We start from the raw sequence: 26847 nt of genomic DNA, 5'->3' as shown, positions 1-26847 counted from the left end.
CCGCTGTCAAGGGCGTACGGCCGTCGCACAGCAGGTTTCAAGGGTGTGCGAATCGGTCGAAGGGTTGCGTTCGAGGCGAGTTGACCGAGAGTCGCAAAGTGACCATACACACATCCGGCCGGACCTTTTCGGGCAAGGTCCGGCCGGGTGCGTACGGTTGACGACTCGTGTTGACGTATCGCCTTTACCAGAAAGTGACTTAGCCGATCGGCTCAGCCGAGCAGCGAGGCGAGCTCCACGTGCTCCAGGCCGTGCGCCTCCGCGACCTCCCGGTAAACCACCTTGCCGTCATGCGTGTTGAGGCCCATGGCCAGCGCGGGGTCACGGCGCAGCGCCTCGACCCAGCCGCGGTTGGCCAGCTCGACGATGTACGGCAGCGTGGCGTTCGTCAGCGCGTAGGTGGAGGTGTTCGGCACCGCGCCCGGCATGTTGGCGACGCAGTAGAAGACCGACTCGTGGACCGGGAAGGTCGGCTCGGCGTGCGTGGTGGGACGCGAGTCCTCGAAGCAGCCGCCCTGGTCGATCGCGATGTCGACAAGAACACTTCCCGGCTTCATGCGCGACACGAGCTCGTTGGTGACCAGCTTCGGGGCCTTTGCGCCCGGGATGAGGACGGCGCCGATGACGAGGTCGGCCTCGAGGCAGGCCTTCTCCAGCTCGAAGGCGTTGGAGACGACGGTCTGGATCTTCGTGCCGAAGATCTTGTCCGCCTCCTTGAGCTTGTTGATGTCCCTGTCGAGCAGGGTCACCTGGAAGCCCATGCCGATGGCGATCTGCGCGGCGTTCCAGCCGGAGACGCCGCCGCCGATGACGACGGCCTTGCCGGCGAGCACGCCCGGGACACCGCCGGGCAGCACACCGCGGCCACCGTTGGCGCGCATCAGGTGGTAGGCGCCGACCTGCGGGGCCAGGCGGCCCGCGACCTCGGACATCGGGGCGAGCAGCGGCAGGGCCCGGGAGGGCAGCTCGACGGTCTCGTAGGCGATCGCCGTCGTGCCGGACTCGATGAGGGCGTCCGTGCACTCCTTGGAGGCGGCCAGGTGCAGGTAGGTGAAGAGCGTCTGGTCCTTGCGGAGGCGGTGGTACTCCTCGGCGATGGGCTCCTTGACCTTCAGCAGCAGGTCGGCGGTGGCCCACACCTCGTCGGCGGTGCCGAGGATCCGGGCGCCTGCGGCGACGTACTCCTCGTCCGGGATCGACGAGCCGACACCGGCGCCCTGCTCGATGACGACCTGGTGGCCGTGGCGCACCAGCTCATGCACGCCGGCGGGGGTGATGGCCACCCGGAACTCGTTGTTCTTGACCTCGCGGGGGATGCCGACCTTCACGTCGATCACGGTCCTTGGCTCAGGGGGTGTGGGGGCATTACAAGACATACCCAGGCATGCAGGGCACACCGGGAGACACCGCAGGAGAAGGTGCGGCAGAGCCAGTCTAATGAAGGTGTTCCCGCTGTCTAGCCTTTCATTGCATCAATCTTCGTTCGATGCACTGCGGATTTCGCAGGCGTTAGGGTCTGATTCCGGCTCGATTGCCTCTTGCCGGGGCTCGGACTCGGCCGCATCGGAGTCCTCGGGCTCCTCCCCCAGCATCCGCTCCGCCGCGCCCCGGTGCAGCTGCGCAGCCGCGGGATCGCCCAGGCGGTCCAGGGTGTCGGCGAGCCGCAGATACAGGGCGCCCTGAAGCCGCGGGTCCTCGGCGCGGCGCGCCCAGTCCACCGCCTCCTGGCAGGTGCGCAGCGACTCCGCCAGCCGCCCGGCGTACTCCTGGACCCGGGCCAGCTCGCTCAACGCCCGTGCGTGACCCGCGACATCGCCGTCCTTGCGGTACCCGGCGACCGCGGCGCGCCAGCTGCGCTGCGCCTCGCCGTACTGGCCCGCAAAGGTGTGCGCCTCGGCGATGCGGCCGTACAGCCGGGCGGTGTCCGATCGCTCGGCCCGGGCCAGCCGCTGGGCCAGGGCGCGGCCGAACCAGTCGGCGGCCCGGTCGTAGTCCCCGATCTCCAGATGCGCGCCGCCTACGGATTCCATCGCGCGGCCGGTCGCGTACGGGTCATTTCCTTCCCGTCCGGCGTCCAGCGCGGCCCGGAAACGCACCAGCGCCTCGCGTGTGCGCCCCGTGCGGGCGTCGAGGTCGCCGAGGTTCAACAGGGCCGCGGCCTGCTCGCGGGGCAGGTTCCGGCGCTCGGCCACGTCCAGGACCAGGCTGTGCACCTCGTACAGGTCGGGGGCGGCGGCCTGGGTGCCGAAGTGCGCGACCATCGCCCTGACCAGCTGGGACATCAGGCGCCTGGCGAGGGTGTCCAGCTCCCCGTCGGCGACCGCGGCGCGGGCCGAGGCCAGCAGGGCTGGCCTGCGGATGCCGAGCCAGTCGGCGGCGGCCCGGGGGTTGGGGAAGCGCAGGGCGCGGGGCATGCCGATGAGCCTCTGCCGGGTCTCGGGGCTGTCCGTCTCGGTGATCGCCCGGCAGGACTGCAACAGCCGTACGGTCCGCTCCAGCATCCGGGCGCGGGCGAGCTGGAGCTCGGCGGGGCGGTCCTGGGTCTCGGTGAGGGCCTTGAGCAGCGGGTGCAGGCAGGCCGGGACCTCGTACTGGGGCAGCGGCGAGTCGACGGCGTGCAGCAGGCCGAGGGCGACGAAGTCGTCCAGGGTGGTGTGGGCGCCCTCCACCGAGCTGCCGGCGAGCGCGGAGGCGGTGTGCGGGTCGATGAGGCCGCCCGGGGCGAGGGAGAGCAGCCGCAGTATGCGGGCGGCGGGGGTCGGCAGGGCGGCGTAGGCGAGGCGGAAGACCCGGCTGAGCGGTGTGCCCTCCTCGCCCTCGGCCCGCAGCTGCTTGGCGAGGTCGGCGACGGCCGACTTGGGGCGGGCGGCGAGCCAGCCGCCCGCCAGCCGCAGTGCGGCCGGCTGCCCCTGGCACACCTCGACCAGACCCTCGGCGGCCCTGGGGTCGACGGTGATCCGGACCGAGCCGGCGTGCCGGGACAGCAGCTCGACGGCGGACTTGGTGTCGAGGCCGCCGAGCGTGCAGGGCCGCACGTCCGAGATCCCGGTCAGCGGACCGCCGGAGACCGCGACGGCCAGGCACTCCGGGGTGTCCGGCAGCAGGGCGTCGACCTGGCCGGCCTCGGCGGCGTCGTCGAGCAGCAGCAGGACCCGGCGGTCGGCCAGGGCCTCGCGCAGTGCCGCCGTGAGGTCGTCCGCGGCGGCGCCGGCCGGGTTCGGCAGGTCCAGGGCGGTGAGCAGTTCGCGGGCGGTGCGCTCGACGGGGACGGGGGTGCCGTCGGAGTCGGTCAGGCGGGCGCGCAGCACACCGTCCGCGTAGCGGTCCGCGACCTGCCGTACGAGTTCCTCGGCGAGTGCGGTGCGGCCCGAGCCGGGGCGGCCCGCGATGAGCAGCACACGCGCGCGTGGGGCCTTGCGGCCGGAGAGAGTGTCCAGGCCCGCGCGCTCGATGTCGGCGCGCAGCTCCTTCAACTCGCGGGTGCGGCCCAGGAATTGGTTCGCGCCGGAAGTCCGTGCCGACACCTGCACGCCGCCTGTGTCCACCACCTGATCCGTCACGGGCCACACTCCCGTCCCACGCACGCGCAAGCCCGCCGGGACTCCGGTTCGGGCGTATTCAGAGCCTAGTTCACGCTCTGCTACGTTCCGGGCGGAGCGTGGCGGGCACGGCGCGGACGTCCCTCGATCGGATCAGCCGATCTTCACACCGCGAGGGGCCGCGAAGGGGACGCGAAGGGGATGCGTCCGTTCAGGACTCGAAGGGGCGCGCGGGCCAGGGCGCCTGCGCCGGACGGAGCGCGTCGAGCCCGTCGCCACCGCGCGCGGCGACCAGCGACAGCACGCCCACGACAAGGCAGTTGTTGTGCAGCTCGCCCGCGAGCACACCCCGCACCAGCTCGTCGACCGGCACGCGCGCGTGCTCCATGTCGGCCTCTTCGTCCTCCACCACGAAGCGCTCCCCGTCGGCCTCGGACAGATTCCGGGCGAGGAAGAGCCGTACGGCCTCGTCGCAGCCGCCGGCGGTTGTGTAGACGTCCGTCAGCACCCGCCAGTCCTCGGCCTTGACGTGCGCCTCCTCGTACAGCTCGCGCTGGGCCGCGTGCAGCGGGTTCTCGCCGGGGATGTCGAGCAGGCCGGCCGGGATCTCCCACAGCTTCTGGCGCACCGGGTGGCGGTACTGCTTGATCAGCAGGACGCGGTCCTGGTCGTCCAGGGCGAGGACGCCAACGGAGCCGGGGTGGACCTGGTAGTCACGCCGTACGACCGAACCGTCGGGCATGACCACCTCGTCCGTGCGGACGGAGGTCTTGTTGCCCACGAAGGGGGTGTCCGTCGCCCGGATCTCCCACTCCTCGGGGGTGTCCTTGATCGTCATGCCCTGCCCTTCCACACGCTTTCAAAAAGAACCCGCCAAAGAAAACCGGGGCGCKAACCTTRYAAGGTTTGCGCCCCGGCCACCGTACAACTCTCGTGTTACTTCGAATTCTTGCCGACGCCCTCGGCCTGCTGGCGCTCGACGGCTGCCTTCACGAGCCCGGCGAACAGCGGGTGCGGGCGCGTCGGGCGCGAGCGCAGCTCGGGGTGGGCCTGCGTGGCCACCAGGTAAGGGTGGACCTCGCGCGGGTACTCCACGTACTCGACGAGCTTGCCGTCCGGCGACGTGCCGGAGAACAGGATGCCCGCCTTCTTCTCCAGCTCCGCCCGGTAGGCGTTGTTGACCTCGTAGCGGTGACGGTGCCGCTCCTCGACGTACTCCTTGCCGTCGTACACCTCGCGCACGATGGAGCCCTCGGCCAGCTTGGCCGGGTACATGCCGAGGCGCATGGTGCCGCCCATGTCACCCTCACCGGCGACGATGTCGAGCTGCTCGGCCATCGTCGAGATGACGGGGTGGGAGGTGGCGGGGTCGAACTCGGTGGAGTTGGCGTCCGAGATGTCGGCGAGGTTGCGGGCCGCCTCGACCACGATGCACTGCAGGCCCAGGCACAGGCCGAGCAGCGGGATCCTGTTCTCGCGGGCGTACTTGATCGCGCCGACCTTGCCGAGCACGCCGCGGTCGCCGAAGCCGCCCGGGATGCAGATGGCGTCCACGTCGCCGAGTTGCTGCTTGGCGCCGGCCGGGGTCTTGCAGTCGTCCGAGGTGACCCACTTGATCTTCACGCGGGCCTTGTTGGCGAAGCCGCCCGCGCGCAGCGCCTCGGTGACCGAGAGGTAGGCGTCGGGCAGGTCGATGTACTTGCCGACCAGCGCGAGGGTGATCTCGTGGTCGGGGTTGTGGACGCGGTCGAGCAGGTCGTCCCAGGTCGTCCAGTCCACGTCGCGGAACGGCAGGTCCAGCTTGCGGACGACATAGGCGTCCAGGCCCTCGCCGTGCACGGTCTTGGGAATGTCGTAGATGGAGCGGGCGTCGGGGCAGGCGACCACGGCGGCCTCGTCGACGTCGCACATCAGCGAGATCTTCCGCTTGATCGCGGTCGGCACCTCGCGGTCGCAGCGCAGCACGATCGCGTCCGGCTGAATACCGATGTTCCGCAGAGCCGCAACCGAGTGCTGGGTCGGCTTCGTCTTCAGCTCTCCCGAGGGGCCGATGTACGGCAGGAGCGAGATGTGGACGACGAAGACGTTGTCACGACCGACCTCGTGACGGACCTGGCGGACGGTCTCCAGGAACGGCAGCGACTCGATGTCGCCGACCGTGCCGCCGACCTCCGTGATCACCACGTCGACCTCGTCCGTCGCCATGCGGCGGATGCGGTGCTTGATCTCGTTGGTGATGTGCGGGATGACCTGCACGGTGTCGCCGAGGTACTCGCCGCGCCGCTCCTTGGCGATCACGGTCGAGTACACCTGGCCGGTGGTGACGTTCGCGGACCCGTCCAGGTCGCGGTCGAGGAAGCGCTCGTAGTGGCCGATGTCCAGGTCGGTCTCGGCGCCGTCGTTGGTGACGAACACCTCGCCGTGCTGGAAGGGGTTCATCGTGCCAGGGTCGACATTGAGGTACGGGTCCAGCTTCTGCATGACCACCCGCAGGCCCCGCGCCTTGAGGAGCATGCCGAGGCTGGAGGCCGTCAGGCCCTTGCCGAGCGAGGAGGCGACACCCCCGGTGACGAAGATGTGCTTGGTCGTCGTGGATTTGGGCGTCATGGCCAAGAGGGGGCTCCCGTGGTCGCGGTCTGGGGTGCGTTACGGCTGCCTGACCGGAGAGTTCTCCGGGGTCGCCGTCGCTGCGGTTCGGGGGTTTTTCTCCCACCGGTCCACGGGCTACCAGGGTATCAGCGACCGGAACCGATGGCTTCCGGCCACGCTCCGCACACGTCTCGCCACGAACCTGCACGTGCGTCTCGGTTTCTCACCCCTTGCTCACCCGTTCGGCGGACCCGGGTTGTCCGGAGCGGCACGCAGATCATCTACGTGCGTCGTATCCTGCTCGGACATTCGCTGCCGAGCCCGGCCGGTAACACGGCACCACCCCTCGCTCGTAACCACCGGAACAACGAGAGCTCGTCAGTTCGTTGAGCAGAGATCGTCGAGAACAGACGGTCGTTTTGCCTCACGGCCGAAGCGACTGCTTTGCTTCACCGCTCAACGACGCTTAACAACACCCCTTGACCGCACTAGCGAGAGCCCCCTTGCCACAAGGGGGTGACGTGGCCGTTCGACTGGAGTTGCACGTGGCCGGGCGCATCGAYGATTACGCACTCATCGGAGACATGCAGACCGCAGCKCTGGTCTGCCGGGACGGCACAGRGGACTGGCTGTGCCTMCCCCGCTTCGACTCSCACGCSATRTTCGCCGGCCTGCTGGGCACCGAGGAACACGGCTTCTGGCGGCTCGGCCCCGCCCACGCCTCCGACGCCCCGCCGCCCACCGCGGCCCGGCGCAGCTACCGCGGCGACTCCCTGATCCTGGAGTCCGAGTGGGACACGCCGCGCGGCACGGTCCGGGTGATCGACTTCATGCCTCCGCGTGACGGCGCGCCCCAGCTGATCCGGATCGTGGAGGGCGTCTCCGGCCGGGTGCCGATGCGCTCGGCGCTCAGGATGCGTTTCTCGTACGGCCGGGTCGTGCCGTGGGTGCACAAGCACGAGGGCCGTACGGTGGCCGTCGCCGGCCCGGACTCGGTCTGGTTCGACACGGAGGCCGAGACCTACGGCAAGTCGCTCACGACGTACTCGGACTTCACGGTCGCCCCGGGTGAGCGGATCGCCTTCACCATCTCCTGGGAGCCCTCGCACAAGCAGCCCCCCGCGCTGCCGGAGCCGGAGCAGTCGCTGGAGGCGACGGAGGACTTCTGGCGCGAGTGGGTCGAGCACTGCACGTACCACGGCCCCTACCGCGAGGCGGTGGTCCGCTCGCTGATCACCCTGAAGGCGCTGACCTACGCCCCCACGGGCGGCATCGTCGCCGCCCCGACGACCTCGCTTCCCGAGGACATCGGCGGCGTGCGCAACTGGGACTACCGCTACACCTGGCTGCGCGACGCGGCGATCACCCTGTCCTCGCTGCTGCGCACCGGCTACCGCGACGAGGCCCGTGCCTGGCGCGAGTGGCTGCTGCGGGCGGTCGCGGGCGACCCGGAGAACCTCCAGATCATGTACGGCATCGCCGGTGAGCGCGAGCTCGGCGAGGCCGAGCTGGACTGGCTGCCCGGCTACGAGGCCTCCGCGCCGGTCCGGGTCGGCAACGGCGCGGCGCACCAGCTCCAGCTGGACGTATACGGCGAGGTCACCGAGGCCCTGCACCTGGCCCACATGACGGGCCTGGCCCGCAACGACTACGCCGCCCTCCTCCAGCTCAAGCTGATCCGCTACCTCGAGGACCACTGGCAGGAGCCGGACGAGGGCATCTGGGAGGTGCGCGGCCCGCGCCGCCACTTCGTGCACTCCAAGGTGATGGCCTGGGTCGCCGTCGACCGCACCATCAAGCTCATCGAGTCCGGGGACGCGGACGGCCCGCTGGAGCGCTGGAAGGAACTGCGCGACGAGATCCACCGGGATGTGTGCGAGAAGGGCTACGACAAGGAGCGCAACACCTTCACGCAGTCGTACGGCTCGAAGGAGCTGGACGCCTCCCTGCTGCTGATCCCGCAGATGGGCTTCCTGCCGCCGGACGACAAGCGCGTCATCGGCACCATCGAGGCGATCCAGCGCGAGCTGTCCACGCAGGACGGCTTCATCCTGCGCTACCCGACGCAGGGCAAGCACGAGGGCGTCGACGGCCTCCCCGGTGACGAGGGCGCCTTCCTGGCCTGCTCGTTCTGGATGGCGGACGACCTGGCGATGATCGGCCGCGTCGACGAGGCCCGCAAGCTGTTCGAGAAGCTGCTGTCGCTGCGCAACGACCTCGGTCTGCTGGCCGAGGAGTGGGACCCGCGCCTGCAGCGCCAGGTCGGCAACTTCCCGCAGGCCTTCAGCCACGTCCCGCTGATCGACACGGCGCTGCGTCTGACCGCTTCGGGGGCCTACGGCGGCTGAACAGGACCGCCGGCCAAAGCCTGCCTAGGCTGGGATCCATCAGCCCCTGCAGGAAGGGGGCGCCCCATGGCCTCCCCATCGAAGGCGGGCGCGGCCCTCGCCGCGCTGCGCGAGGATCTGGTCGGCGACGTGTTCGCTCCGGACGATCCGGGCTACGACGAGGCCCGGACCGTCTTCAACGTGATGATCGACCGCCGGCCCGCGGTCATCGCCCAGTGCGTGGACGAGGACGACGTCGTACGGGCCGTGCGGTTCGGCAGGGACCTGGACCTGCACATCGCGGTGCGCGGCGGCGGGCACAGCGTGTCGGGCATGGCCGTCAACGACGCCGGACTGGTCGTCGACCTGCGGCACATGCGGGCGGTGAGCGTCGATCCCGCGGCCGAGGCGGTGCGGGTCGCGGGCGGCGCCACGATGAGCGACCTGGACCGCGCCTGCCAGCCGCACGCTCTCGCCACGACCGGCGGGCGGGCCTCCACGACCGGTGTCGGCGGTTTCGTCCTCGGCGGCGGTTCCGGCTGGCTGGACCGCTGGTGCGGGCTGGCCGTCGACAACCTGCTCGGCGTCGAACTCGTCACCGCGGACGGCGAGCGGATCCACGCGAGCGCCGACGAGAACCCGGAGCTGTTCTGGGGCCTGCACGGCGGTGGCGGCAACTTCGGCGTCGCGACCGCGCTCACCATGAAGCTCCACGAGCTGCCCGAGTTCTCCATCGCGCTGGTGCTGTACCTGCCGGAGATGGGCCCCGAGGTCGTCCGCACCTACCGCGAGCTGATCGGCGTGGCCCCGGACGAGGCGAGCGGCGGTGTGCTGTATCTCACGGGCCCGCCCGAGGAGTTCGTGCCGCCGCATCTGGTCGGCACGCTCCTGTGCGGTGCCCTGCTCACGTACGCCGGGTCCGAGGAGGACATGCGCAAGCTGGCCGAGCCCCTGCTGGCGCTGCCGCACGAGGCGGAGGTCGTCGGGGCGATGCCGTACGCCGATGTCCAGTGCATGCTCGACGATCCGCCGGGGATGCGGAACTACTGGTCGGCGGAGTATCTGACGAGTGCGCCCGACGCCTACCTGGACGCCTTCTGCGCCCGGGGCGAGTCCATGCCCGCGACCGGGACCATCCATGTGCTGTTCCCGCTGGGCGGGGCGATCGCCGCGGGCCCGCACGAGTACCCCGTGCCCTACCGGGACGCGCCCTGGGCCGTGCATCCCTTCGCGATCTGGGAGGACCCCGCGGACGACGAGCGCTGCGTCCAGTGGGTCCGTGACGTCCGCGCCGACGCGCGGCCGTGGAGCACCGGCGCGGTCTACCTCAACTTCATCGGCGACGAGGGCGCCGAGCGGGTCGTGGCCGGAATGGGCACCGGGAACACCCGGCGGCTGGCCGATCTGAAGCGCCGCTACGACCCCGACAACGTGTTCCGCTTCAACCACAACATCAGCCCGGCCTGACCGCCGCTGGCGTCCGCTCCCGCCCGGGTCGCCCGCCGTGGCCGGCCAGAGGGCGATCTCGTCGAGGCCGGCCTCGGCGTACTCCTCGGCACGCGCGCGTACGGCGTCCAGATCGCCGACGACTGCGAACGTGCCCGGCCGCCGCGGCGGGCAGCGTCGGCTCCGGTACGGGCCGGCTCGACCTCGTCCCCGAAACCGGCAGCTTCGAACGTGTCGCTGTAGCCGGGCACCGTGAGATACCCGGCGATGCTCCGCACGACCTGCGCGAAGGAGGCCGGGTCGGGATCGACGGCGGCCGGGAGCCAGGCGGCCAGGGAAGGCGGCGACGTACGGCCCACGCGCTCAGCGGCCACCTCCAGCTGCGCCCGCAGCGTGCGCACCTGCTCCGGCGAGACGATGTCGAGCAGCTTCCGGTCGGCGTGCGCCGCCGCCGTGGCGATGGCGCACGTCGCCGAACGCCGCGACGGTGAGGGCCGCCGGGCGGCTGGAGGCGGCGCCGGAAGGTGCTGCCGAGGACCACCGGTTCGCCGCTCTCGCCCTGCAGGAAGCCGCTGCCGACGCCTCCAGCACCGCCGCGGACCGCGCGCGCCGCACCCCGTGCACGCCCTCCACGACCCGCCTGCCGGACGTCCCCAGCGCCCCCCCCGACCGGCCGCCCGGCGATGGCCGCGACCGACGCGGCACCCCGCGCGACGCCGAACGCGGCACGCACCGACACCGCCACCGGACCGGCCGTCAGCGCGACCCGCCCGGTGGCCCGCCCGATCGCGGCGGCGAGGACGAAGGAGTCCCAGGTCGGCCCTCCCCCGCCCACACCTCGCGATACCCGAGCCGGTCGGCGACCACCGCCACCCGCGACGGCTCCTCGACCGCGCTGTCGTCCTCCCGCGCCACGGCAACCACGCTGCGGTCCATGCCGACCCGGCCGCCCGGGCCAGCCCCCTCTCCATGAACGCCTTCGGAGATGTCAGGAAGCCATCCGCACAGGTAGCGTCCGCACATGGACAGCGGCACGAACAGCGCATTCGACACCCACGGCGCCGGGATCACCGTCCGGCGGGCGCTGGAGCTGCCCGGTCTGCGCAGTGGGCTGCCGGAGATCCTCGCGGGCGCCGACCGGCTGGAACGGACCGTGCGCTGGGTGCACGCGGGCGAGGTGCCCAACATCGCCTCCCTGCTGAAGGGCGGGGAACTGCTGCTGACCACGGGCTACGGCCTCGGCACCCGCCCGGCCGACCAGCGGGCGTTCGTGCGCACCCTGGCCGAGCGCGGCATCGCGGCCCTGGTCATCGAGCTCGGCACCCGCTTCACGCGCCTGCCCGCCGCCCTCGTCGACACGGCTCGCACGGCCGGCCTCCCGCTCGTGCAGCTGCATCGCCAGGTCCCCTTCGTGACGGTCACCGAGGAGATCCACACCGAGATCGTCAACGGGCACTACGCGCTGCTGCAGCGCGCGGAGGAGGTGCACCGCCGCTGCACCGAGGCCCTGCTCGGCGGCGGCGGGGTGCCGCAGGTGCTCGGCATCCTCGCGGACTTCAGCGGCAACCCGGTCTTCCTGGAGGCGACGGACGGACGGCTCCTGTACGCCGCCGGGGCCGGCCCCGAGGGCACGGACCCGTTGCAGGTGTGGGAGGGGCTGCGGGAGCAGCACAAGGACGCCCCGCCGCCCTCGGGGTCGGTGCTGGTGGACGTGCCGGGCGGCGGCCAGGGAGCAGGGTCGGTCCGCGGCCGTATCGTCCTGCTGCCCGTCCTGGGCCCGCTGGCGCCCGTGCACCGGATCGCCGCCGAACGGGCCGCGGGCATCCTCGCCGTGGTGCTGATGCAGGCGCGCCAGGAGGAGGAGCTGGCGGCGCGCGGGCGGGGCGACTTCCTGACCGACCTCGCGGAGGGCCGTATCGCCGCCGAGGACGCCCCGGCACAGGCGCGCGTACTGGGCTTCAAGCCGGGTACGGGCCCGCTGCTGCCGGTCGTGATGCGGCTCGGTGACGGGCCTGCGCCCGGTGGCTGGGCGGTGCTGGCGCGCGCGGTCGGTGAGGAGCTGGCCTCGGTGGGGGTGCCGGTCCTGCTGGGCGTGCGGCCGGTGGAGGGCCGGGTGCCGCTGCTGGTGGGCCTGCGCGCGGAGGCGGAGCGGTCGGCGGTCGCGGACCGGGTCGCGGCGGCGCTGCGGGCGGGCGTGGAGCGGGCCGGGATCCAGCGGCCGGGCGCCGCGCCGCCGGTGGTGGTCGTCGGCGTCGCGGGCGGCTGGGCGGCGGCGTCGGCGGGCCTCAGGCACGCGGCGGAGACGGCGACGGCGGCGCAGGGCCTGGCGGACCGCCCCTGGTACGACGCCCGCCGCCTGGACATCGACCTGCTGCTGTGGCGGCTGCGCGACCACCCCGACCTCGCGGCCTTCGTGGACCGCGCGATCGGCCCGCTGCGCGAGCACGACGACCGCTCCCGGCCGCCCCTGCTGCCCACGCTGGAGACCTACTTGGCACACGCGGGCCGCAAGGCGGAGACGGCGCGCGAACTGCACCTCAACCGGCAGACGCTGTACAACCGCCTCGCCCGCATCGGCGAGTTGCTGGGCACTGACCTCGACGACCCGCAGACGGTCCTGGCGTTGAGTCTGGCCCTGCGGGCACGCCGGCTAGTGCCGTAGCGTCGAGGGGCTAGATCATGGGCCGGGGCTGCGTCAACTCGTCGTAGACGCTGAGCACTTGGGCCACCGTCTCGTCCTCGCTCGGCCAAGTGGCCGCCTGCCGCACGCCCCGTTCCCTGAGGACGTCCTGCCGCTCGGGGTCGCCGAGCAGCCGCACGACTGCTTCGGCGAGGGCGTCCGGGTCGCCGTACGGGACGAGTTCGGCCGCGTCGCCGACGAGCTCGGACATGCCGCCGACGTCGGTGGCAATGAGCGGCACGCGCGCGTGAAGGGCCTCCTGGGCGAGGACGGACCGCGACTCCCAACTGCTGGACAGCAGGGCGATGTCGGCGGCGGCGAGCAGTTCGGTGACGTCGTCGCGCCGTCCGATGAGCCGCACGGGCAGCTCCTCGTCCTCGATACGGCGCTGGAGGGCGGCCCGCATCGCCCCCTCCCCGGCGATCACGACCAGCGGCGCGGGATCGAGCCGCCGCCACGCGCGCGAGGCGTCCAGCAGTACGTCGTATCCGCGCTGCCGCTCCAGCGTGCCGACGGCGATGAGCAACGGCCGCCCGGTGGACCCGAGTTCGGCGCGCACTTTGGGCCGCAGCCGGTCGGGGTCGTCCTGCTCGACGGGGTGGCGGCGTCCGGGCATCGCCACGGCGGCGAGCCGCGCGTCCCGCGCACCGGTCCGGCGGGCCCGGTCGACGAGCGCAGAGGTGGTCCCGAGGACGACGGACGCGGCCTTGACGACGCGCCGCTCCAACAGCCGCAGGAGATGGGCGCGGGCGCCCTCGGCATGCGCCCGGTCGTGCCAGGTGACGACGAGCGGGGTGCGCCGCCCGCTCAGCGCCAGCACCGCGCGGAAGGAGGCGTGCAGTCCGTGCGCGTGCACCAGATCGGCGTCCGCGCACGCCGCCCGCAGCGCGGCCACCGAGGCGGGATCGCTGCTGCGCGGGACGTGTACGTGCTCGGCGCCGGCTCCGGTGAAGTCGTAGGCCCGATCGGCCTCGACGGGGGCGGCCACGGTGACCCGAACGCCCCGCGCGACCAGCCCCGAGGCCAGCGATCGCACATGCGCGCTACTGCCGGCGTTGCCGCCGCCCAGCACCTGCACGGTGCGCAGCGACGACTGGCCGTGCGGTGAGTGGCTGCTCACGGGGGTCACGTGGCCGGGGCTCCTGGTTGTGGGTGGGGCGGTCACGAAGAAAGTACAGAAGGATCGGGCGCAGGGGGTGTACCGCGAGGATCCCTTCGCGTACGACGTGTTTACGCCAAGGATGCCAGGACGCACGGCCGTTCCGGGACCGGCGGGAGGACGGGGGCGGGCAACGCGGCGACCGGAGTCACCTGCACGAGTGAGTCTGGGTGGCCGTTGTACACGAACACGCGCGCGTGGCGCATGTCTCAACGCCCGGCCGGGACGAGAGGCGCGACCGCGCGCATCACGCCACGCCCGACACCCTCACCACCTCGCCCGCCCCGCCCCCTTGGCTCACGGCCCGCCCAACACACGCGCCATCTCGGTCACTTTGTCGCCGTACACCGCCGCGGCCACGACGGCTGCGGCGTGCGCGACCAGTCCGGCCCGGCTTCCCCCACTCTCGACTCCGCTCGAGCGGGGGGACCCCCATCCTGCGACGACGGCGGCGCCCAGGGCCGCGCCCAGGGCGTGCGCCCCGGTGTCGCCGATTATCGCCCGTTCCCCGAGGTCGTCGGGCAGTACTGCCGCGGCGGCCCCCATGGCGGTGGCGGCGATCTCGGCACCGGGCCCGGCGCGCAACAGCCCCGGCGCGCCGAACGCGAGCACGCAGGTGGCGGCCCGCCCGGGCCGTACGTCGACGAGGTTCACGAAGTGCGCGGCTCCGGCGATCACGACCCCGGCGAGCAGCTTGTCCAGCGGCCGCTCCTTGAGGAACGCCCCCGCGACGAGCCCGGCGGCCGAGATCCCGAACAACTTGACGGCCCCGCTGGTGACTTCGCCGTCCCGAAGGGCGCTCAGGTGTGCCCGGAGGCCCCGCCGCGCGTCACCTGCCCCGGCGACGTCGTCGTACGCCCCGCAGATCCCGGCGACGGCCACGGCGACCCCGGCGGCCGGCGACACCCGCCCGGCCAGGGCCGCGCAGGCCAGGGCCGAAGCGGGCCCGGCGTACAACTCCACACTCCGCCCGGCGTAGTTCTTGCGCTCCCAGCGGTCACGGCCGCCGGGAGCCTTGGCGCGCAGGGCGATGACGGCGGCGCGGGTGAGGGCGGCGGAGAGACCGAAGGAGGCGGCCGGCTTGATCATCCGGCCACCCTACGATCCTCCGGGGACGGGCTGGAGGTCCGCCCGAGCCACGGCTTCCGGGGACGGGCTAGGCGTCCGCCCGAGCCGTCGCCAGCAGCTCCTCGGCGTGCGCCCGCGCGGTCTCCGAGTCCTCCTGACCGGCCAGCATCCGGGACAGCTCCCGGATCCGCTCCTCGCCCTCCAGGACCTTCACGCCGGACCGGGTGACCGACCCGTCGTTGGTCTTCTCGACGAGCAGCTGCCGGTCGGCGAAGGCGGCGACCTGCGGCAGGTGGGTCACCACGACGACCTGTGCGGACTTGGCAAGCCGTGCCAGCCGGCGCCCGATCTCCACGGCCGCCTTGCCGCCGACGCCGGCATCGACCTCGTCGAAGAGATACGTCGGTACGGGATCGGTCCCCGCGAACACGACCTCGACGGCCAGCATCACGCGTGACAGCTCACCGCCGGACGCGCCCTTGGCGATCGGCCGGGGCGGCGCTCCCGGGTGCGGGGCGAGCAGCAGCTCGACCTCGTCGACGCCCGACGGCCCGTAGGCGACCGCGCGACCGCCGACCTCCACGCCCTCCGCGTCCTCGGTCTGCCGGATGGCGAAGGACACGCGCGCGTGCGGCATGGCGAGCGAGGCCAGCTCCGCGGTGACGGCGGCGGCGAACCGCTCGGCGGCCTCCGTGCGCGCGTCCGTGAGCGCCTGCGCGAGCCCGCCCAGCTCGGTGCGCAGCGCGTCCCGCTCGGCGGTCAGCTCTCCGATCCGGTCGTCGTCGCCGTCCAGCTCGGTCAGCCGCGCGCTGCCCTCCTCGGCCCAGGCGAGCACGGCGGCGATGTTCTCGCCGTACTTGCGCGTGAGGGTGTTCAGCGCGGCCCGCCGCTCCTCGACGGCCGCGAGCCGCAGGGGGTCGGCGTCCAGGTCGTCGGCGTATCCCGCCAACTCCCCGGCGACGTCGCCCAGCAGGATCCCGATCTCCCCGATCCGGTCGGTCAGCGCGGCCAGCGCCGGGTCGTGCGAGCGCACGGCCTCCAGGGCGCGCTGCGCACCCGCGACGAGCGTGGCCGCGTCGATACCCTCGGGGTCCTCGGGATTGCCGGCGAGGGCGGCGTGAGCGGCCGTGGCGGCGGACGACAGGGCCTCCGCGTGCCCCAGCCGCTCGGCCTCCTCCGCGAGCTCCACGTCCTCCCCGGCGCGCGGCTCGACACCGGCGACCTCATCGAGCCCGAACCGCAGCAAGTCGGCTTCCTGGGCCCGCTCACGCGCGCGCGTGGTGATCTCGTCGAGCTCGACGGCGACGGCCCGCAGCCGCCGGTACGCCTCGCCGTACTTGGCGAGCGGCACCGCGACGGCGTCCCCCGCGTACCGGTCGAGCGCCTGCCGCTGCCGGGACAGCTTCAGCAGCCCCTGCTGGTCGGTCTGCCCGTGCACGGCCACCAGCTCGTCGGCCAGCTCGGCCAGCATCCCCACCGGCACGCTGCGCCCGCCCAGATGGGCCCGGGACCGCCCCTCGGCGGAAACGGTACGGCTGACCAGCAGCACGCCGTCCTCGAGCTCGGCCCCCGCCTCCTCGGCGCGCACGGCGGCCGACGCGCCCCTGGGAACGGTGATCCGTCCCTCCACGACCGCTTTCTCGGCCCCGATCCGCACGAGCGCCGGGTCCGCCCGCCCACCGAGCAGCAGCCCGAGGCTGGTGACCACCATGGTCTTGCCCGCACCCGTCTCGCCCGTCACGGCGGTGAACCCCGGCGACAGCTCGACGACTGCGTCGTCGATGACTCCGAGCGACCGTATCCGCATCTCCTCCAACACGGACACGACCTTACGAGGTCGGGGGCGCGGAGTGCGACGGCCCCCGGGTCGATGATGTGAAGGCGCAGGTGACGAATGTGTACCGACAGCACATGTCACCCAGCCGAGTGTCACGCCCCCAGGGGCGCGGGGCTGTATCAATGTGCGGCTCCGCCGCGTGGGCGCGACACCCACGGCGGACTCGCAGCCGCCCTGAGTCCCCGACCGCCCCCTACAAACCGCTAATGAGGCGCCCCTCGCCACCCGGAAACCGGCAACGCGAACTTCGCGACCAGCCGATCCGTGAACGACGCGTGATGCAGCCGAGCCAGCCGCACCGGCACAGCCCCCCGCCGCACCTCGACCCGAGCCCCCGGCGGCAACTCAACAGTCCGCCGCCCGTCGCACCACAAGACCCCCGGCGGGATATGCGGCAGAACCTCCACCGCCAGCACAGAATCCGGCGAGGTCACCAACGGCTTCGCGAACAACGCATGCGCACTGATCGGCACCATCAACAACGCCTCGACCTCGGGCCACACCACAGGCCCACCCGCGGAGAAGGCATAAGCAGTCGACCCGGTAGGCGTGGACAGCACAATCCCGTCGCACCCGAACCCCGTGACGGGCCGCCCGTCGATCTCCAGCACGACCTCAAGCAGCTTCTCGGCACCGGCCTTCTGCACGGCCGCCTCGTTCAGCGCCCAGTCCGTATGCACGATGTCGCCGTTCTTGTGCACGACGACGTCGACGGTCATCCGCTCCTCGACCTCGTACGCCTTGGTGACGACCCGGTCGACAACCTTGTCGAGGTCGTCCCGCTCGGCCTCCGCGAGGAACCCGACACGCCCGAGGTTGACGCCCAGCATCGGCACCCCGGAGGCACGCGCGAACTCGGCGCCGCGCAGCAGCGTCCCGTCACCGCCCAGCACGATGAGCAGCTCGCACCCGTCGAGGCACTGCGGAGTCGCCTCCTTGACCAGCTTCACCTCGTCCGGCAACGGCAGATCCTCCGCCTCCGCCTCCAGCACCCGCACGCCGATCCCCGACCGCAGCAGTCCCTTGACCACCAGCTCGGCGCTGCGAATGGCCGCCGGCCGCCCGGTGTGGGCGAGGAGAAAAACAGTACGAGCTCGGTTCTGCATCAACGCGGCCCCTCCGCCACTGCACGGTCAACGTCGGCCGGGTCCAGAGCGGGAGCCCCGGCACGCAGCCACAGAAAGTACTCGACATTCCCGGAGGGTCCGGGCAACGGACTCGCCGTGACCCCCTTCACCCCGAGGCCGAGTTCCCACGCCTTCTCGGCAACACCACGCACGGCCTCCGCCCGCAGCTGCAGACTCCGTACGACTCCCCCGCTGCCCAGCCGTTCCTTCCCCACCTCGAACTGCGGCTTGACCATCATCACCAGATCGGCGTCCTGCTTCACGCACCGCACCAGGGCGGGCAGCACCAGTCCGAGCGGGATGAAGGACAGATCCCCCACGACAAGATCCACTGGTTCCCCATCGATCGCTTCGAGCGTCAACTCGCGTACGTTCGTACGGTCCTTGACGGTGACGCGTTCATCGCTTTGGAGAGTCCAGGCGAGTTGTCCGTATCCGACGTCGACGGGCCAGCCGGGCTTCGTCCTGTAAGGGCACCCGGCAATCCGCGGGTCAGCCCAGCGGATGCGCGGCCAGCAGGTCCCCCAGTGCCTCCTCGTGCGCCGCCGCCGGGCTCCGGAAGCGTGTCGCTCATGCCCAGACGCTACCCCGAACCGCTGGGGTACCGTCGGTCGCGATGGCCACGATTGAGGAGTGCCGCGCCGCACTCGAAAAGCTCTCGGACAACATGCAGCGCGCCGAAGGGGACGCCCGCACGGCCGCGGCCCTGGACCGCTCGGTGAGCTGCCACATCACCGACCTGGACGTCACGTTCACCGGCCGCATGGCCGGCGGCCGGATCCACGTCCACGACACGCTCCAGGGCCCGCCCCGCGAAAAGGCCCAGATCAGACTGAGCATGACCGGCGACGACCTGGTGGCCCTGGTCGCCGGCGAGCTGAACTTCGCCAAGGCCTGGGGCTCGGGCCGGCTGAAGCTGCACGCGGGCGTGCGCGACCTGCTGCTCCTCAGGAAGCTTCTGTAGCCGCCACCTTCGCCTCGGTACGTGCCTTGCGCGCCGCCGGCACCACCAGCGGCGTCCCGGTCTCCGGGTCGTCGATGACCTGGCACCGCAGCCCGAAGACGTCCTCGACCAGCCCTGCCGTGACGATGTCGTTGGGCGCGCCCTCGGCGATGACCGTCCCCTCGCGCAGGGCGATGAGGTGGGTGGCGTAGCGGGCGGCGTGGTTGAGGTCGTGCAGGACGGCGACCAGCGTGCGCCCCTGCTCCTCGTGCAGCTGGGCGCACAGATCGAGGACGTCGATCTGGTGCTGGATGTCGAGGTAGGTCGTCGGCTCGTCGAGCAGCAGCAGCGGCGTCTGCTGGGCGAGCGCCATCGCGATCCACACGCGCTGGCGCTGGCCGCCGGACAGTTCGTCGACATAGCGATCCGCGAGCTCGGCGACGCCGGTCTGCTCCATCGACTCCTGGACGACCCGCTCGTCCTCGGTGGACCACTGGCGCAGGATCCCCTGGTGCGGGTACCGGCCGCGGCCGACCAGGTGGGCGACGGTGATCCCGTCGGGCGCGATCGAGGACTGCGGCAGCAGCCCCAGCGTGCGCGCGACCTTCTTCGCCGGCATCGACTGGATGACCTGCCCGTCCAGCAGCACCCGGCCCTGGCTGGGCTTGAGCATCCGCGACAGCGCCCGCAGCAGCGTGGACTTGCCGCACGCGTTCGGGCCGACGATCACGGTGAAGGAGTTGTCGGGTATCTCCACCGACAGCTGCTCGGCGATGACCCGCTGGTCGTAGGCGAGGGTGACGTTGTCGGCGGACAGGCGGTTCACAGTGCTCCTTCGGTTGTTCAGCCCGCTGCTGAGGCTCTCGCTGGTGTTGCTCTTGCTCCTGCCGGCCCTCATATCCGGCCCGCCTTGCGCTCGGTGACCAGCAGCCAGAGCAGGTATACGCCGCCGAGCACGCCGGTGACCACGCCCACGGGCAACTGGTCGGCGCCGAAGACCCGCTGGGAGATCCAGTCGGCGGTGACGAGGAGGGCGGCGCCCATGCACAGGGAGGGCAGCAGGTTCGGCCCGGGCGAACGGGTCAGGCGCCTGGCCAGCTGCGGGGCGGTGAGCGCCACGAAGCTGACGGGGCCGGCGGCGGCGGTCGCGGCCGCGGTCAGCAGCACCGCCGCCAGCATCAGCAGCAGCCGTACGCGCTCGACGCGCACCCCGAGGGCGTACGAGACGTCGTCGCCCATCTCCATCATCCTGAGCCCGCGCGCGTTGCCGAGCACGAGCGGCACGAGGACGGCGCACAGCGCGAGCAACGGCCAGACCTGGGCCCAGTCACGGCCGCTGAGGGAGCCGGTCATCCACACGACCGCGCGGGCCGCGTCGACCAGGTCGGCCTTGGTCATCAGATAGCTGTTGACCGCCGTCATGATCGCGGACATGCCGATACCGACCAGGACCAGTCGGTAGCCGTGCACGCCCCGCTTCCAGGCGAGCAGATAGATGCCGAAACCGGTCGCGAGTCCGCCCACGAGCGCGCCGACGGTGACCTGGTCGGCGTCCCCGGAGAACAGCACGATCACCACGAGCGCGCCGGCCGTGGCGCCCTGTCCGAGGCCGAGGATGTCCGGGCTGCCGAGCGGGTTGCGCGACAGCGCCTGGAACAGTGCGCCGGCGAGGCCGAGCGAGGCCCCGACGAGGAGCCCGACCAGCACACGCGGCAGCCGCAGCTCGTTGACGATGAAGTCCTGCCCGGCACTGCCGTCGCCGACCAGCGTCCTGAGCACGTCGCCCGCCGAGATCGGGAAGTCGCCGGTGCCGATCAGCAGGACGCTCGCGGCGAGCCCGGCGAGCAGCAGCAGGACGACGACGGTCAGGGCCCGGACGTCCAGGCGGACGGAGAGCCCGCCCGGGGTCCGTACGGCGCGGTTGGCGCGGGCGGACGGCGCCGTGTCCGGCGCCGCCGTCTTCGGTTCGCTCTTCAGTGCGGTCCTCACAGCTGGGCCGTCCTCCGCCGTCGTACGAGAAAGATGAAGACCGGTCCGCCGAGGATCGCGGTGATGATGCCGACCTGGAGCTCGGAGGGCCGGGCGACCATACGGCCGAGGACGTCCGCGCCGAGCAGCAGCACGGGCGACAGGACGGCCGCGTACGGCAGGATCCAGCGCAGGTCGGGGCCGGTGAAGGAGCGCACGACGTGCGGCACCATCAGGCCGACGAACACGATCGGCCCGCAGGCCGCGGTCGCGGCGCCGCACAGCACGGTCGCGGCGAGCATCGCCAGCACCCGGGTGCGGTTCAGGTTGGCGCCGAGGGCCTTGGCGGTGTCGTCGCCCATCTCCATGGCGTTCAGCGGCCGGGCGAGGGCGAGCGCGAGGACCATGCCGGCCACGAGGAACGGCAGCACCTGCTTGATGGTCGAGTCCGTCGCCGAGGCCAGCGAACCGACCGTCCAGAAGCGCATCTTGTTCAGCGCCGCGTCGTCCATGATCATCACGGCCTGGAGATAGCCGTAGAGCGCGGCGCTGATCGCCGTACCGGCCAGTGCGAGCCGGACCGGCGTGGCTCCCCGGCTGCCGCCGAGGAACCAGACCAGCGCCCCGACCGCGGCCGCGCCGAGGAAGGCGAACCAGACGTAGGCGTTGAAGCTGGTGACGCCGAGGAAGGTGATGGCGGTGACGACCGCGGCGGACGCTCCGGCGTTGATGCCGAGCAGGCCGGGGTCGGCGAGCGGGTTGCGGGTGAGCGCCTGGAGCACGGCCCCCGCGAGGCCGAGCGCGGCGCCGGCCAGCAGTCCGAGGACGGTGCGCGAGATCCGGTCGTCGACCACGACGTCGCCGAAGGTCCCCGAACTCTCGAACAGCCCGTGCCAGACCTCCCCGAGGGACAGCTGTTTCGCCCCGATCGCGATGCTCGCCAACACGACGACCACCAGAATCAGGACAGAGACGAGCAGCCCAACGGCACGTATCGCCCGTCGGGTTGGGGGCGCGGACACGGACTCCGCGCGCTGTTCGGGAGGACTGTCAACCAACACGCAGTTAGGTTAGCCTACCCTCCCATTCAGCCACGATCCCGCTGCATGTGCTCGCTCACTCCGCAGCGGTGCGACGACTCACCAGCCCAGCCGCGCCAGCACCTTTCCCGAGTCCAGCGCGCACGAGCCGTCCCCGGCCGCCGTCCAGGCCGCCGCGCACAGCGCCCGCAGGCCGTCCAAGGCCGCCCCGTCACCGTCGAGTTCCAGCCGGTCTGCCCGCGCGGTAGCCGTCCAGCCACCGCACCGGAAGCCCTGCCCGTCCTCGGCGACCTCAGGCTGCCCGGTGAGCAGCCCGCGCAGATCGGCGTCGACATACGTCGGCCGGTGCTGCGGCGGCGCGGCCAGCAGCTGGGCGCCGTCGGTCACGCCGGTCAGGACGAGCAGCGAATCGACGTCCCCGTTGAACGCGCCCTCGATGTCCGTGTCCAGCCGGTCCCCGACCACCAGCGGCCGCTCGGCGCCGGTGCGCAGGATCGTCTCGCGGTGCATGGGGGGCAACGGCTTGCCCGCCACCTGCGGCTCGGCGCCGGTGGCTATCCGCACGACCTCCACCGCCGCCCCGTTGCCCGGCGCGATCCCGCGCGCGCTCGGAATCGTCAGGTCGGTGTTGGACGCGAACCACGGCACCCCGCGCGCGATGGCGTAGCACGCCTCCGCGAACCGCCCCCACACCAATTCCGGCCCGCCGTACCCCTGCACGACCGCCGCCGGATCGTCGTCCGCCGACTCCACCGGCTCCAGCCCGCGCTCCCGCAGGGCGACCCGCAGCCCCTCCCCGCCGATCACCAGCACCCGGGCCTTCGCCGGCACCTGCTCACTGATCAGCCGCGCGACCGCCTGCGCCGAGGTGATGACGTCGTCCGCGCCGGTGGGTATCCCGAGCGCCGTCAGATGCGCGGCCACGACGTCCGGCGTCCGCAGGGCATTGTTCGTGACATATGCCAGATGCATCCCGCCCGCACGGGCCGTCGCGAGCGAATCGACGGCGTGCACGATCGCGTTCCCGCCCGCGTACACCACACCGTCGAGGTCGAGCAGCGCCGTGTCGTACGCCTCGCTCAGGGCCTGGCCACTGGCTGCGGGCCTCTTCCTGACGCTCTGGCTCATTTGGCATCGCTCCTCGTTCGACGGCTTTCCCCCGATCATCCCCCATGCCACTGACACCCGTACGATGCCTGGATGAACACAGCAGGTCACCCGGAATCAACGGCGCGCCGAGGCCTCGAACTCACCCCGTTCCGAGGACTTCGCTACGACCCCGACCGGGTCGGCAGCCTGGCCGCCGTGACATCACCTCCGTACGACGTCGTCGTCCGCCCCGACGGCGTGCACCATCTCCAGGACGCGGATCCGTACAACATCGTCCGCCTGATCCTCCCCCAGGCCGATTCGCCGGACGCCCGCAACGAACAGGCGGCGAAGACCCTGCGCCGCTGGCTGTCCGAAGGCGTACTGACGACGGACCCCGAGCCCGGCCTCTACGTCTACGAACAGCGGGACGGCGAAGGCATGCTCCAGCGCGGCGTCATCGGCGCCCTGCGCGTCTCGGAGCCGTCGGAGGGCCTGGTCCTGCCGCACGAGGACGTCATGCCGCACGTGGTCGCCGACAGAGCGGCCCTGATGCGCGCCACGTCCGCGAACCTGGAACCCCTGCTCCTGACCTACCGGGGCAACGGCACGGCGGCCGACACGACCTCCGTCATCGAGCGCACCATCGAGGGCCCGCCACTCCTCGCGACCACCACGGAGGACGGCTTCAGCCACCGCCTGTGGTCGATCACCGACCCGGCCGACCTGGCCCGCATCCAGTCGGACCTGACCAACCGCCAGGCCCTGATCGCCGACGGCCACCACCGGTGGGCGACTTATCGACGTCTACGCGCGGAGCACACCGCGCCCAGCCCCTGGGACTACGGCCTGGTCCTGCTGGTCGACACGGCTCGCTATCCCCTCCGCGTCCGCGCGATCCACCGCCTGCTGCACGGCGTGCCGGTGCCTGAGGCCCTGGCCGCCCTCGACGGCCTGTTCCGCGTACGCCGCCTCGACGTCCCCCTCGCCGAAGCGCTGGAGACCCTGGCCGACGCGGCCTGCGTGGGCAACGCCTACCTCCTCGCCGGAGACGGCGCCTTCCACCTCGTCGACCGACCGGACGCGGCCCTCCTCACCCGCACGGTCCCCACCGACCGCCCCGCCGCCTGGCGCACCCTGGACGCGACGGTCCTGCACGCCACGCTCCTGGCCCACGTCTGGCACATCCCCGAGGACGACCCCACCCGCATCGCCTACATCCACGACACCGCCGCGACGGTCGGAAAAGCGGAACGCGACGGCGGTACGGCCGTCCTGATGCACCCGGTCCGCGAGGACGTCGTACGCGACCTCGCCCGCCAGGGCGTCACGATGCCCCGCAAGTCGACGTCGTTCGGCCCGAAACCGGCCTCGGGCCTGGTGCTGCGCACGCTGGACCTCTGAAACGCCGAGGGGCGGGACCCCTGTCCGGAATCCCGCCCCTCACTTCACCCGCGGCTCATTCCTTGTCGCCCTCTTCGGGGTCGGCCGACGCCTGCACGTCACTGCTGCCGTCCTCGCTGTCGCCCTCGCCCTCCTCCTCGTCGAAGGCGTCGACGAATTCGACACCGTCCAGCTCAGCGAGCCGGTCGGAGGCGTCCGTGCTGCCGTCCTTGTCGGCCTCGACGGCCTTCGCGAACCACTCGCGCGCCTCACCCTGCCGCCCGGCGGCGAGCAGCGCGTCCGCGTACGCGTACCGCAGCCGCGCGGTCCACGGCTGTACAGCGTTGGAGGCGAGCTCGGGGCTCTGCAGCGTCACGATGGCCGCGTCCAGCTGCCCCATGTCACGCCGGGCGCCGGCCGCGACGAGCCGCATCTCCACCTGTCCGGCCTTGTCGAGCTTCTGCACCTCGGGAGCCCCGGCCATGTCGAGCGCCTTCTCCGGCCGCCCGAGCCCACGCTCACAGTCGGCCATCAGCGGCCACAGCTCCACGCCACCCGTCATCCGCCGCGCCGCCCGGAACTCCGCGAGCGCCTCCGCGTACTTCTGCGTGGCATACGCGGCGAACCCGGCCGCCTCTCGTACGGCCGCGACACGCGACGCGAGCCGCAGAGCCACCCTGGAGTAGCCGTAAGCGCCCTCGGGGTCCTCGTCGATGAGCCGCGCGACCATCACCAGGTTCTTGGCGACATCCTCGGCGAGCGTCTTCGGCAGGCTCTGAAGCTCCTGCCGTACGTCCTTGTCGACCTCGTCACCCGTGACGTCCTCGGGGATCGGCAGCCGCTTGATCGGCTCGCGGTCCCGGTCACGATCCCGCTCATCACGGAACCGGCCACCGCCACGCCCGTCATCGCGCCGGTCGTCCCGCCCGCGGAACCCTCCGGGCCGCCCACCACGGTCGTCCCGACGAGGCCCACGACCACCACGGTCGTCGCGCCCACGGAACCCACCCCGGTCGCCTCGGCTGTCGTCCCGCCGGAAGCCGCCTCGGTCGCCACCGCGGTCATCGCCCCGACGGTCGTCACGCCGGTCGCCTCGGCTGTCGTCCCGCCGGAAGCCGCCACGGTCATCGCCGCGACGGTCGTCACGGCGGTCGTCACGACGATCATCGCGCCGGAACCCACCGCGGTCGCCACCCCGGTCATCACCACGGCGATCGTCGCGCCGGAACCCACCGCGGTCATCACCACGACGGTCATCACGCCGGTCGTCACGACGATCATCGCGCCGGAACCCACCGCGGTCGCCACCCCGGTCATCACCACGACGGTCATCGCGCCGGAAACCGCCTCGGTCGCCACCGCGGTCATCGCCCCGACGGTCGTCACGGCGATCGTCACGGCGGAAGCCACGGTCCCGGTCGTCGCCACGGAACCCACGGTCCCGGTCGTCCCGACGGAAGCCGCCACGGTCGCCATCACGACGGTCGTCGCTACGACGGTCGCCGCCACGGTCATCGCGCCGGCCGTAGCCCGCGCCACGGTTGTCGTCCCGCCGGAAGCCACCACGGTCATCGCCGCGACGGTCATCGCGGCGGTCGTCACGGCGGTCGTCGCGACGCTCCCCTCGGTCGTCACGACGGAAGGAGGGGCGATCGCCCTCGCGGCGGACGCCACGGTCGCGGTCGTCGCGACGCGGCCCGCCGGGACGGTCGTCCCTACGGAACGGCGGACGGGGACCACGATCGCCTTCACGCCGGTCGCCGCCGCGGTCATCGCGCCGGCCGTAGCCCGCGCCACGGTTGTCGTCCCGCCGGAAGCCGCCCCGGTCATCGCCGCGACGGTCGTCACGGCGGTCGTCGCGACGGAAGCCACCACGGTCACCACCGCGGTCGCCGCCCCGATCACCGCCCCGGTCGTCGCCGCGACGATCGTCACGARGCCCGTAGCTACCACGGTCGTTGTCGCGACGGGCACCGCCACGGTCGCCTCGGTAACCGCCTCGATCACCCCGGTCGCCGCGGTCACCACTTTCCCGTCGCCGCGGTTCGCGCTCCGGTCGGTCGTCGGGAGAGTTGGTGGACATGGGTGACTCCTGTCTTCGGTACCGCAAGCATTGTAAAAACAAAAGGACCCCTGGTCCCAGCTGAACGCTGGGACCAGGGGTCCTCCAAAGATTGTTCGGCGGCGTCCTACTCTCCCACAGGGTCCCCCCTGCAGTACCATCGGCGCTGTAAGGCTTAGCTTCCGGGTTCGGAATGTAACCGGGCGTTTCCCTCACGCTATAACCACCGAAACCCTAATGGTTTCGAGCGAACAAGCACACTCTTCTTTTGTCTGTTCTGCTCTAGAAACCGGCAACGGTCGTTGCCTCAGAACCAACACAGTGGACGCGAGCCTCTATGGACAAGCCCTCGGCCTATTAGTACCGGTCACCTCCACACGTTACCGTGCTTCCAGATCCGGCCTATCAACCCAGTCGTCTACTGGGAGCCTTACCCCATCAAGTGGGTGGGAATACTCATCTCGAAGCAGGCTTCCCGCTTAGATGCTTTCAGCGGTTATCCCTCCCGAACGTAGCCAACCAGCCATGCCCTTGGCAGAACAACTGGCACACCAGAGGTTCGTCCGTCCCGGTCCTCTCGTACTAGGGAC

19 protein-coding genes, 1 rRNA gene, 1 pseudogene and 1 other annotated feature are annotated in these 26847 nt (G+C 71.8%); of the genes and pseudogenes, 5 read left to right on the top strand and 16 right to left on the bottom strand.

The annotated features are described in order from the left end of the window. Positions 1-212: 212 nt before the first annotated feature. From ald to EAO75_RS22615, 4 genes are all read right to left on the bottom strand, one after another. A complete protein-coding gene (gene ald / locus EAO75_RS22630; protein ID WP_187284546.1) occupies positions 213-1337 on the bottom strand; it encodes an alanine dehydrogenase in 1125 nt (374 codons plus the stop codon). Between the two features lie 135 nt (positions 1338-1472). Then, complete coding sequence (locus EAO75_RS22625) at positions 1473-3560, bottom strand: tetratricopeptide repeat protein (protein ID WP_147996874.1); 2088 nt, start codon at positions 3558-3560, stop codon at positions 1473-1475. Positions 3561-3750: 190 nt separating this feature from the next. Beyond that, positions 3751-4377, bottom strand: coding sequence for an NUDIX domain-containing protein (locus tag EAO75_RS22620; protein WP_147996873.1), 627 nt, complete (start codon positions 4375-4377; stop codon positions 3751-3753). A gap of 98 nt (positions 4378-4475) precedes the next feature. Continuing rightward, entirely contained in the window at positions 4476-6146 is a 1671-nt protein-coding gene (locus EAO75_RS22615; RefSeq protein ID WP_147996872.1) for a CTP synthase, read from the bottom strand. A gap of 527 nt (positions 6147-6673) precedes the next feature. Here EAO75_RS22615 and EAO75_RS22610 point away from each other — a divergent pair. From EAO75_RS22610 to EAO75_RS22595, 3 genes are all read left to right on the top strand, one after another. Continuing rightward, a complete protein-coding gene (locus EAO75_RS22610) occupies positions 6674-8476 on the top strand; it encodes a glycoside hydrolase family 15 protein (RefSeq protein ID WP_147998025.1) in 1803 nt (600 codons plus the stop codon). Positions 8477-8542: 66 nt separating this feature from the next. Beyond that, on the top strand, positions 8543-9922 hold the full coding sequence (locus EAO75_RS22605) for an FAD-binding oxidoreductase (protein WP_147996871.1): 1380 nt from the start codon (positions 8543-8545) through the stop codon (positions 9920-9922). Between the two features lie 1000 nt (positions 9923-10922). Next, entirely contained in the window at positions 10923-12563 is a 1641-nt protein-coding gene (locus EAO75_RS22595) for a PucR family transcriptional regulator (RefSeq protein ID WP_147996870.1), read from the top strand. 10 nt (positions 12564-12573) lie between these two features. Here the strand turns inward: EAO75_RS22595 and EAO75_RS22590 are convergent, their stop codons facing one another. The 5 genes and pseudogenes from EAO75_RS22590 to EAO75_RS22570 form a co-directional block, all read right to left on the bottom strand. Next, a complete protein-coding gene (locus EAO75_RS22590; protein WP_147996869.1) occupies positions 12574-13710 on the bottom strand; it encodes a glycosyltransferase family 4 protein in 1137 nt (378 codons plus the stop codon). 327 nt (positions 13711-14037) lie between these two features. After that, a complete protein-coding gene (locus tag EAO75_RS22585) occupies positions 14038-14829 on the bottom strand; it encodes a hypothetical protein (RefSeq protein ID WP_147996868.1) in 792 nt (263 codons plus the stop codon). 67 nt (positions 14830-14896) lie between these two features. Further along, entirely contained in the window at positions 14897-16615 is a 1719-nt protein-coding gene (gene recN / locus EAO75_RS22580) for a DNA repair protein RecN (protein ID WP_147998024.1), read from the bottom strand. A gap of 233 nt (positions 16616-16848) precedes the next feature. Next, positions 16849-17754 (bottom strand): NAD kinase, encoded by a 906-nt coding sequence (locus EAO75_RS22575; RefSeq protein ID WP_147996867.1) that lies wholly within the window; start codon positions 17752-17754, stop codon positions 16849-16851. Then, positions 17751-18218, bottom strand: a pseudogene (locus tag EAO75_RS22570) (SAM-dependent methyltransferase); the annotation flags it as partial. The gene EAO75_RS22575 and the pseudogene EAO75_RS22570, both read right to left, overlap by 4 nt. Before the next feature lie 170 nt (positions 18219-18388). On the opposite strand from EAO75_RS22570, the gene EAO75_RS22565 reads away from it, so the two are divergent. After that, positions 18389-18736: an SCP2 sterol-binding domain-containing protein gene (locus EAO75_RS22565; protein WP_147996866.1), complete on the top strand. Its 348-nt coding sequence runs from the start codon at positions 18389-18391 to the stop codon at positions 18734-18736. Here EAO75_RS22565 and EAO75_RS22560 read toward each other — a convergent pair. From EAO75_RS22560 to EAO75_RS22545, 4 genes are all read right to left on the bottom strand, one after another. Next, positions 18720-19613, bottom strand: coding sequence for an ABC transporter ATP-binding protein (locus EAO75_RS22560; RefSeq protein WP_147996865.1), 894 nt, complete (start codon positions 19611-19613; stop codon positions 18720-18722). The two genes, EAO75_RS22565 and EAO75_RS22560, sit on opposite strands and share 17 nt — an antisense overlap. Beyond that, positions 19610-20692 (bottom strand): FecCD family ABC transporter permease, encoded by a 1083-nt coding sequence (locus EAO75_RS22555; protein WP_147998023.1) that lies wholly within the window; start codon positions 20690-20692, stop codon positions 19610-19612. The genes EAO75_RS22560 and EAO75_RS22555 overlap by 4 nt, the downstream gene beginning before the upstream one ends. Positions 20693-20700: 8 nt before the next feature. Next, entirely contained in the window at positions 20701-21744 is a 1044-nt protein-coding gene (locus EAO75_RS22550; RefSeq protein ID WP_147996864.1) for a FecCD family ABC transporter permease, read from the bottom strand. 78 nt (positions 21745-21822) lie between these two features. After that, positions 21823-22851 carry an HAD hydrolase-like protein gene (locus EAO75_RS22545; RefSeq protein WP_147996863.1) on the bottom strand — a complete coding sequence of 343 codons (1029 nt, stop codon included), beginning with the start codon at positions 22849-22851 and terminating at the stop codon, positions 21823-21825. A 72-nt stretch (positions 22852-22923) separates the two neighbouring features. Here EAO75_RS22545 and EAO75_RS22540 point away from each other — a divergent pair, with 72 nt between their 5' ends. Continuing rightward, on the top strand, positions 22924-24216 hold the full coding sequence (locus EAO75_RS22540; protein WP_147996862.1) for a DUF1015 domain-containing protein: 1293 nt from the start codon (positions 22924-22926) through the stop codon (positions 24214-24216). A 55-nt stretch (positions 24217-24271) separates the two neighbouring features. On the opposite strand, the gene EAO75_RS46715 is transcribed toward EAO75_RS22540, so the two are convergent. From EAO75_RS46715 to rrf, 3 genes are all read right to left on the bottom strand, one after another. After that, entirely contained in the window at positions 24272-25033 is a 762-nt protein-coding gene (locus EAO75_RS46715) for a hypothetical protein (RefSeq protein WP_222723987.1), read from the bottom strand. Next, positions 24925-26130, bottom strand: a complete 1206-nt coding sequence (locus tag EAO75_RS46710; protein WP_261989384.1) for a hypothetical protein — start codon at positions 26128-26130, stop codon at positions 24925-24927. Before EAO75_RS46710 ends, EAO75_RS46715 begins: the two co-directional genes overlap by 109 nt. Before the next feature lie 241 nt (positions 26131-26371). Beyond that, positions 26372-26488: ribosomal RNA gene (rrf, locus tag EAO75_RS22530) — 5S ribosomal RNA — on the bottom strand. Between the two features lie 118 nt (positions 26489-26606). Continuing rightward, positions 26607-26847, bottom strand: a sequence feature (23S ribosomal RNA rRNA prediction is too short).

It is taken from the genome of Streptomyces sp. UW30, from assembly GCF_008042075.1.
Classification (GTDB): Bacteria; Actinomycetota; Actinomycetes; order Streptomycetales; family Streptomycetaceae; genus Streptomyces.
The sequence above is the reverse complement of the archived record's forward strand: the minus strand, read 5'-3'. Positions and strand labels throughout refer to the sequence as shown.

Bases quoted from the DNA above. Each gene is read 5' to 3' on its own strand.
- EAO75_RS22620 (WP_147996873.1), bottom strand. From the start codon at position 4,377: ATGACGATCAAGGACACCCCCGAGGAGTGGGAGATCCGGGCGACGGAC.
- EAO75_RS22560 (WP_147996865.1), bottom strand. From the start codon at position 19,613: ATGAGGGCCGGCAGGAGCAAGAGCAACACCAGCGAGAGCCTCAGCAGC.
- EAO75_RS22595 (WP_147996870.1), top strand. From the start codon at position 10,923: ATGGACAGCGGCACGAACAGCGCATTCGACACCCACGGCGCCGGGATC.
- EAO75_RS22565 (WP_147996866.1), top strand. From the start codon at position 18,389: ATGGCCACGATTGAGGAGTGCCGCGCCGCACTCGAAAAGCTCTCGGAC.
- EAO75_RS22545 (WP_147996863.1), bottom strand. From the start codon at position 22,851: ATGAGCCAGAGCGTCAGGAAGAGGCCCGCAGCCAGTGGCCAGGCCCTG.
- EAO75_RS22615 (WP_147996872.1), bottom strand. From the start codon at position 6,146: ATGACGCCCAAATCCACGACGACCAAGCACATCTTCGTCACCGGGGGT.
- recN (WP_147998024.1), bottom strand. From the start codon at position 16,615: ATGCGGATACGGTCGCTCGGAGTCATCGACGACGCAGTCGTCGAGCTG.
- EAO75_RS22605 (WP_147996871.1), top strand. From the start codon at position 8,543: ATGGCCTCCCCATCGAAGGCGGGCGCGGCCCTCGCCGCGCTGCGCGAG.
- EAO75_RS22585 (WP_147996868.1), bottom strand. From the start codon at position 14,829: ATGATCAAGCCGGCCGCCTCCTTCGGTCTCTCCGCCGCCCTCACCCGC.
- EAO75_RS22540 (WP_147996862.1), top strand. From the start codon at position 22,924: ATGAACACAGCAGGTCACCCGGAATCAACGGCGCGCCGAGGCCTCGAA.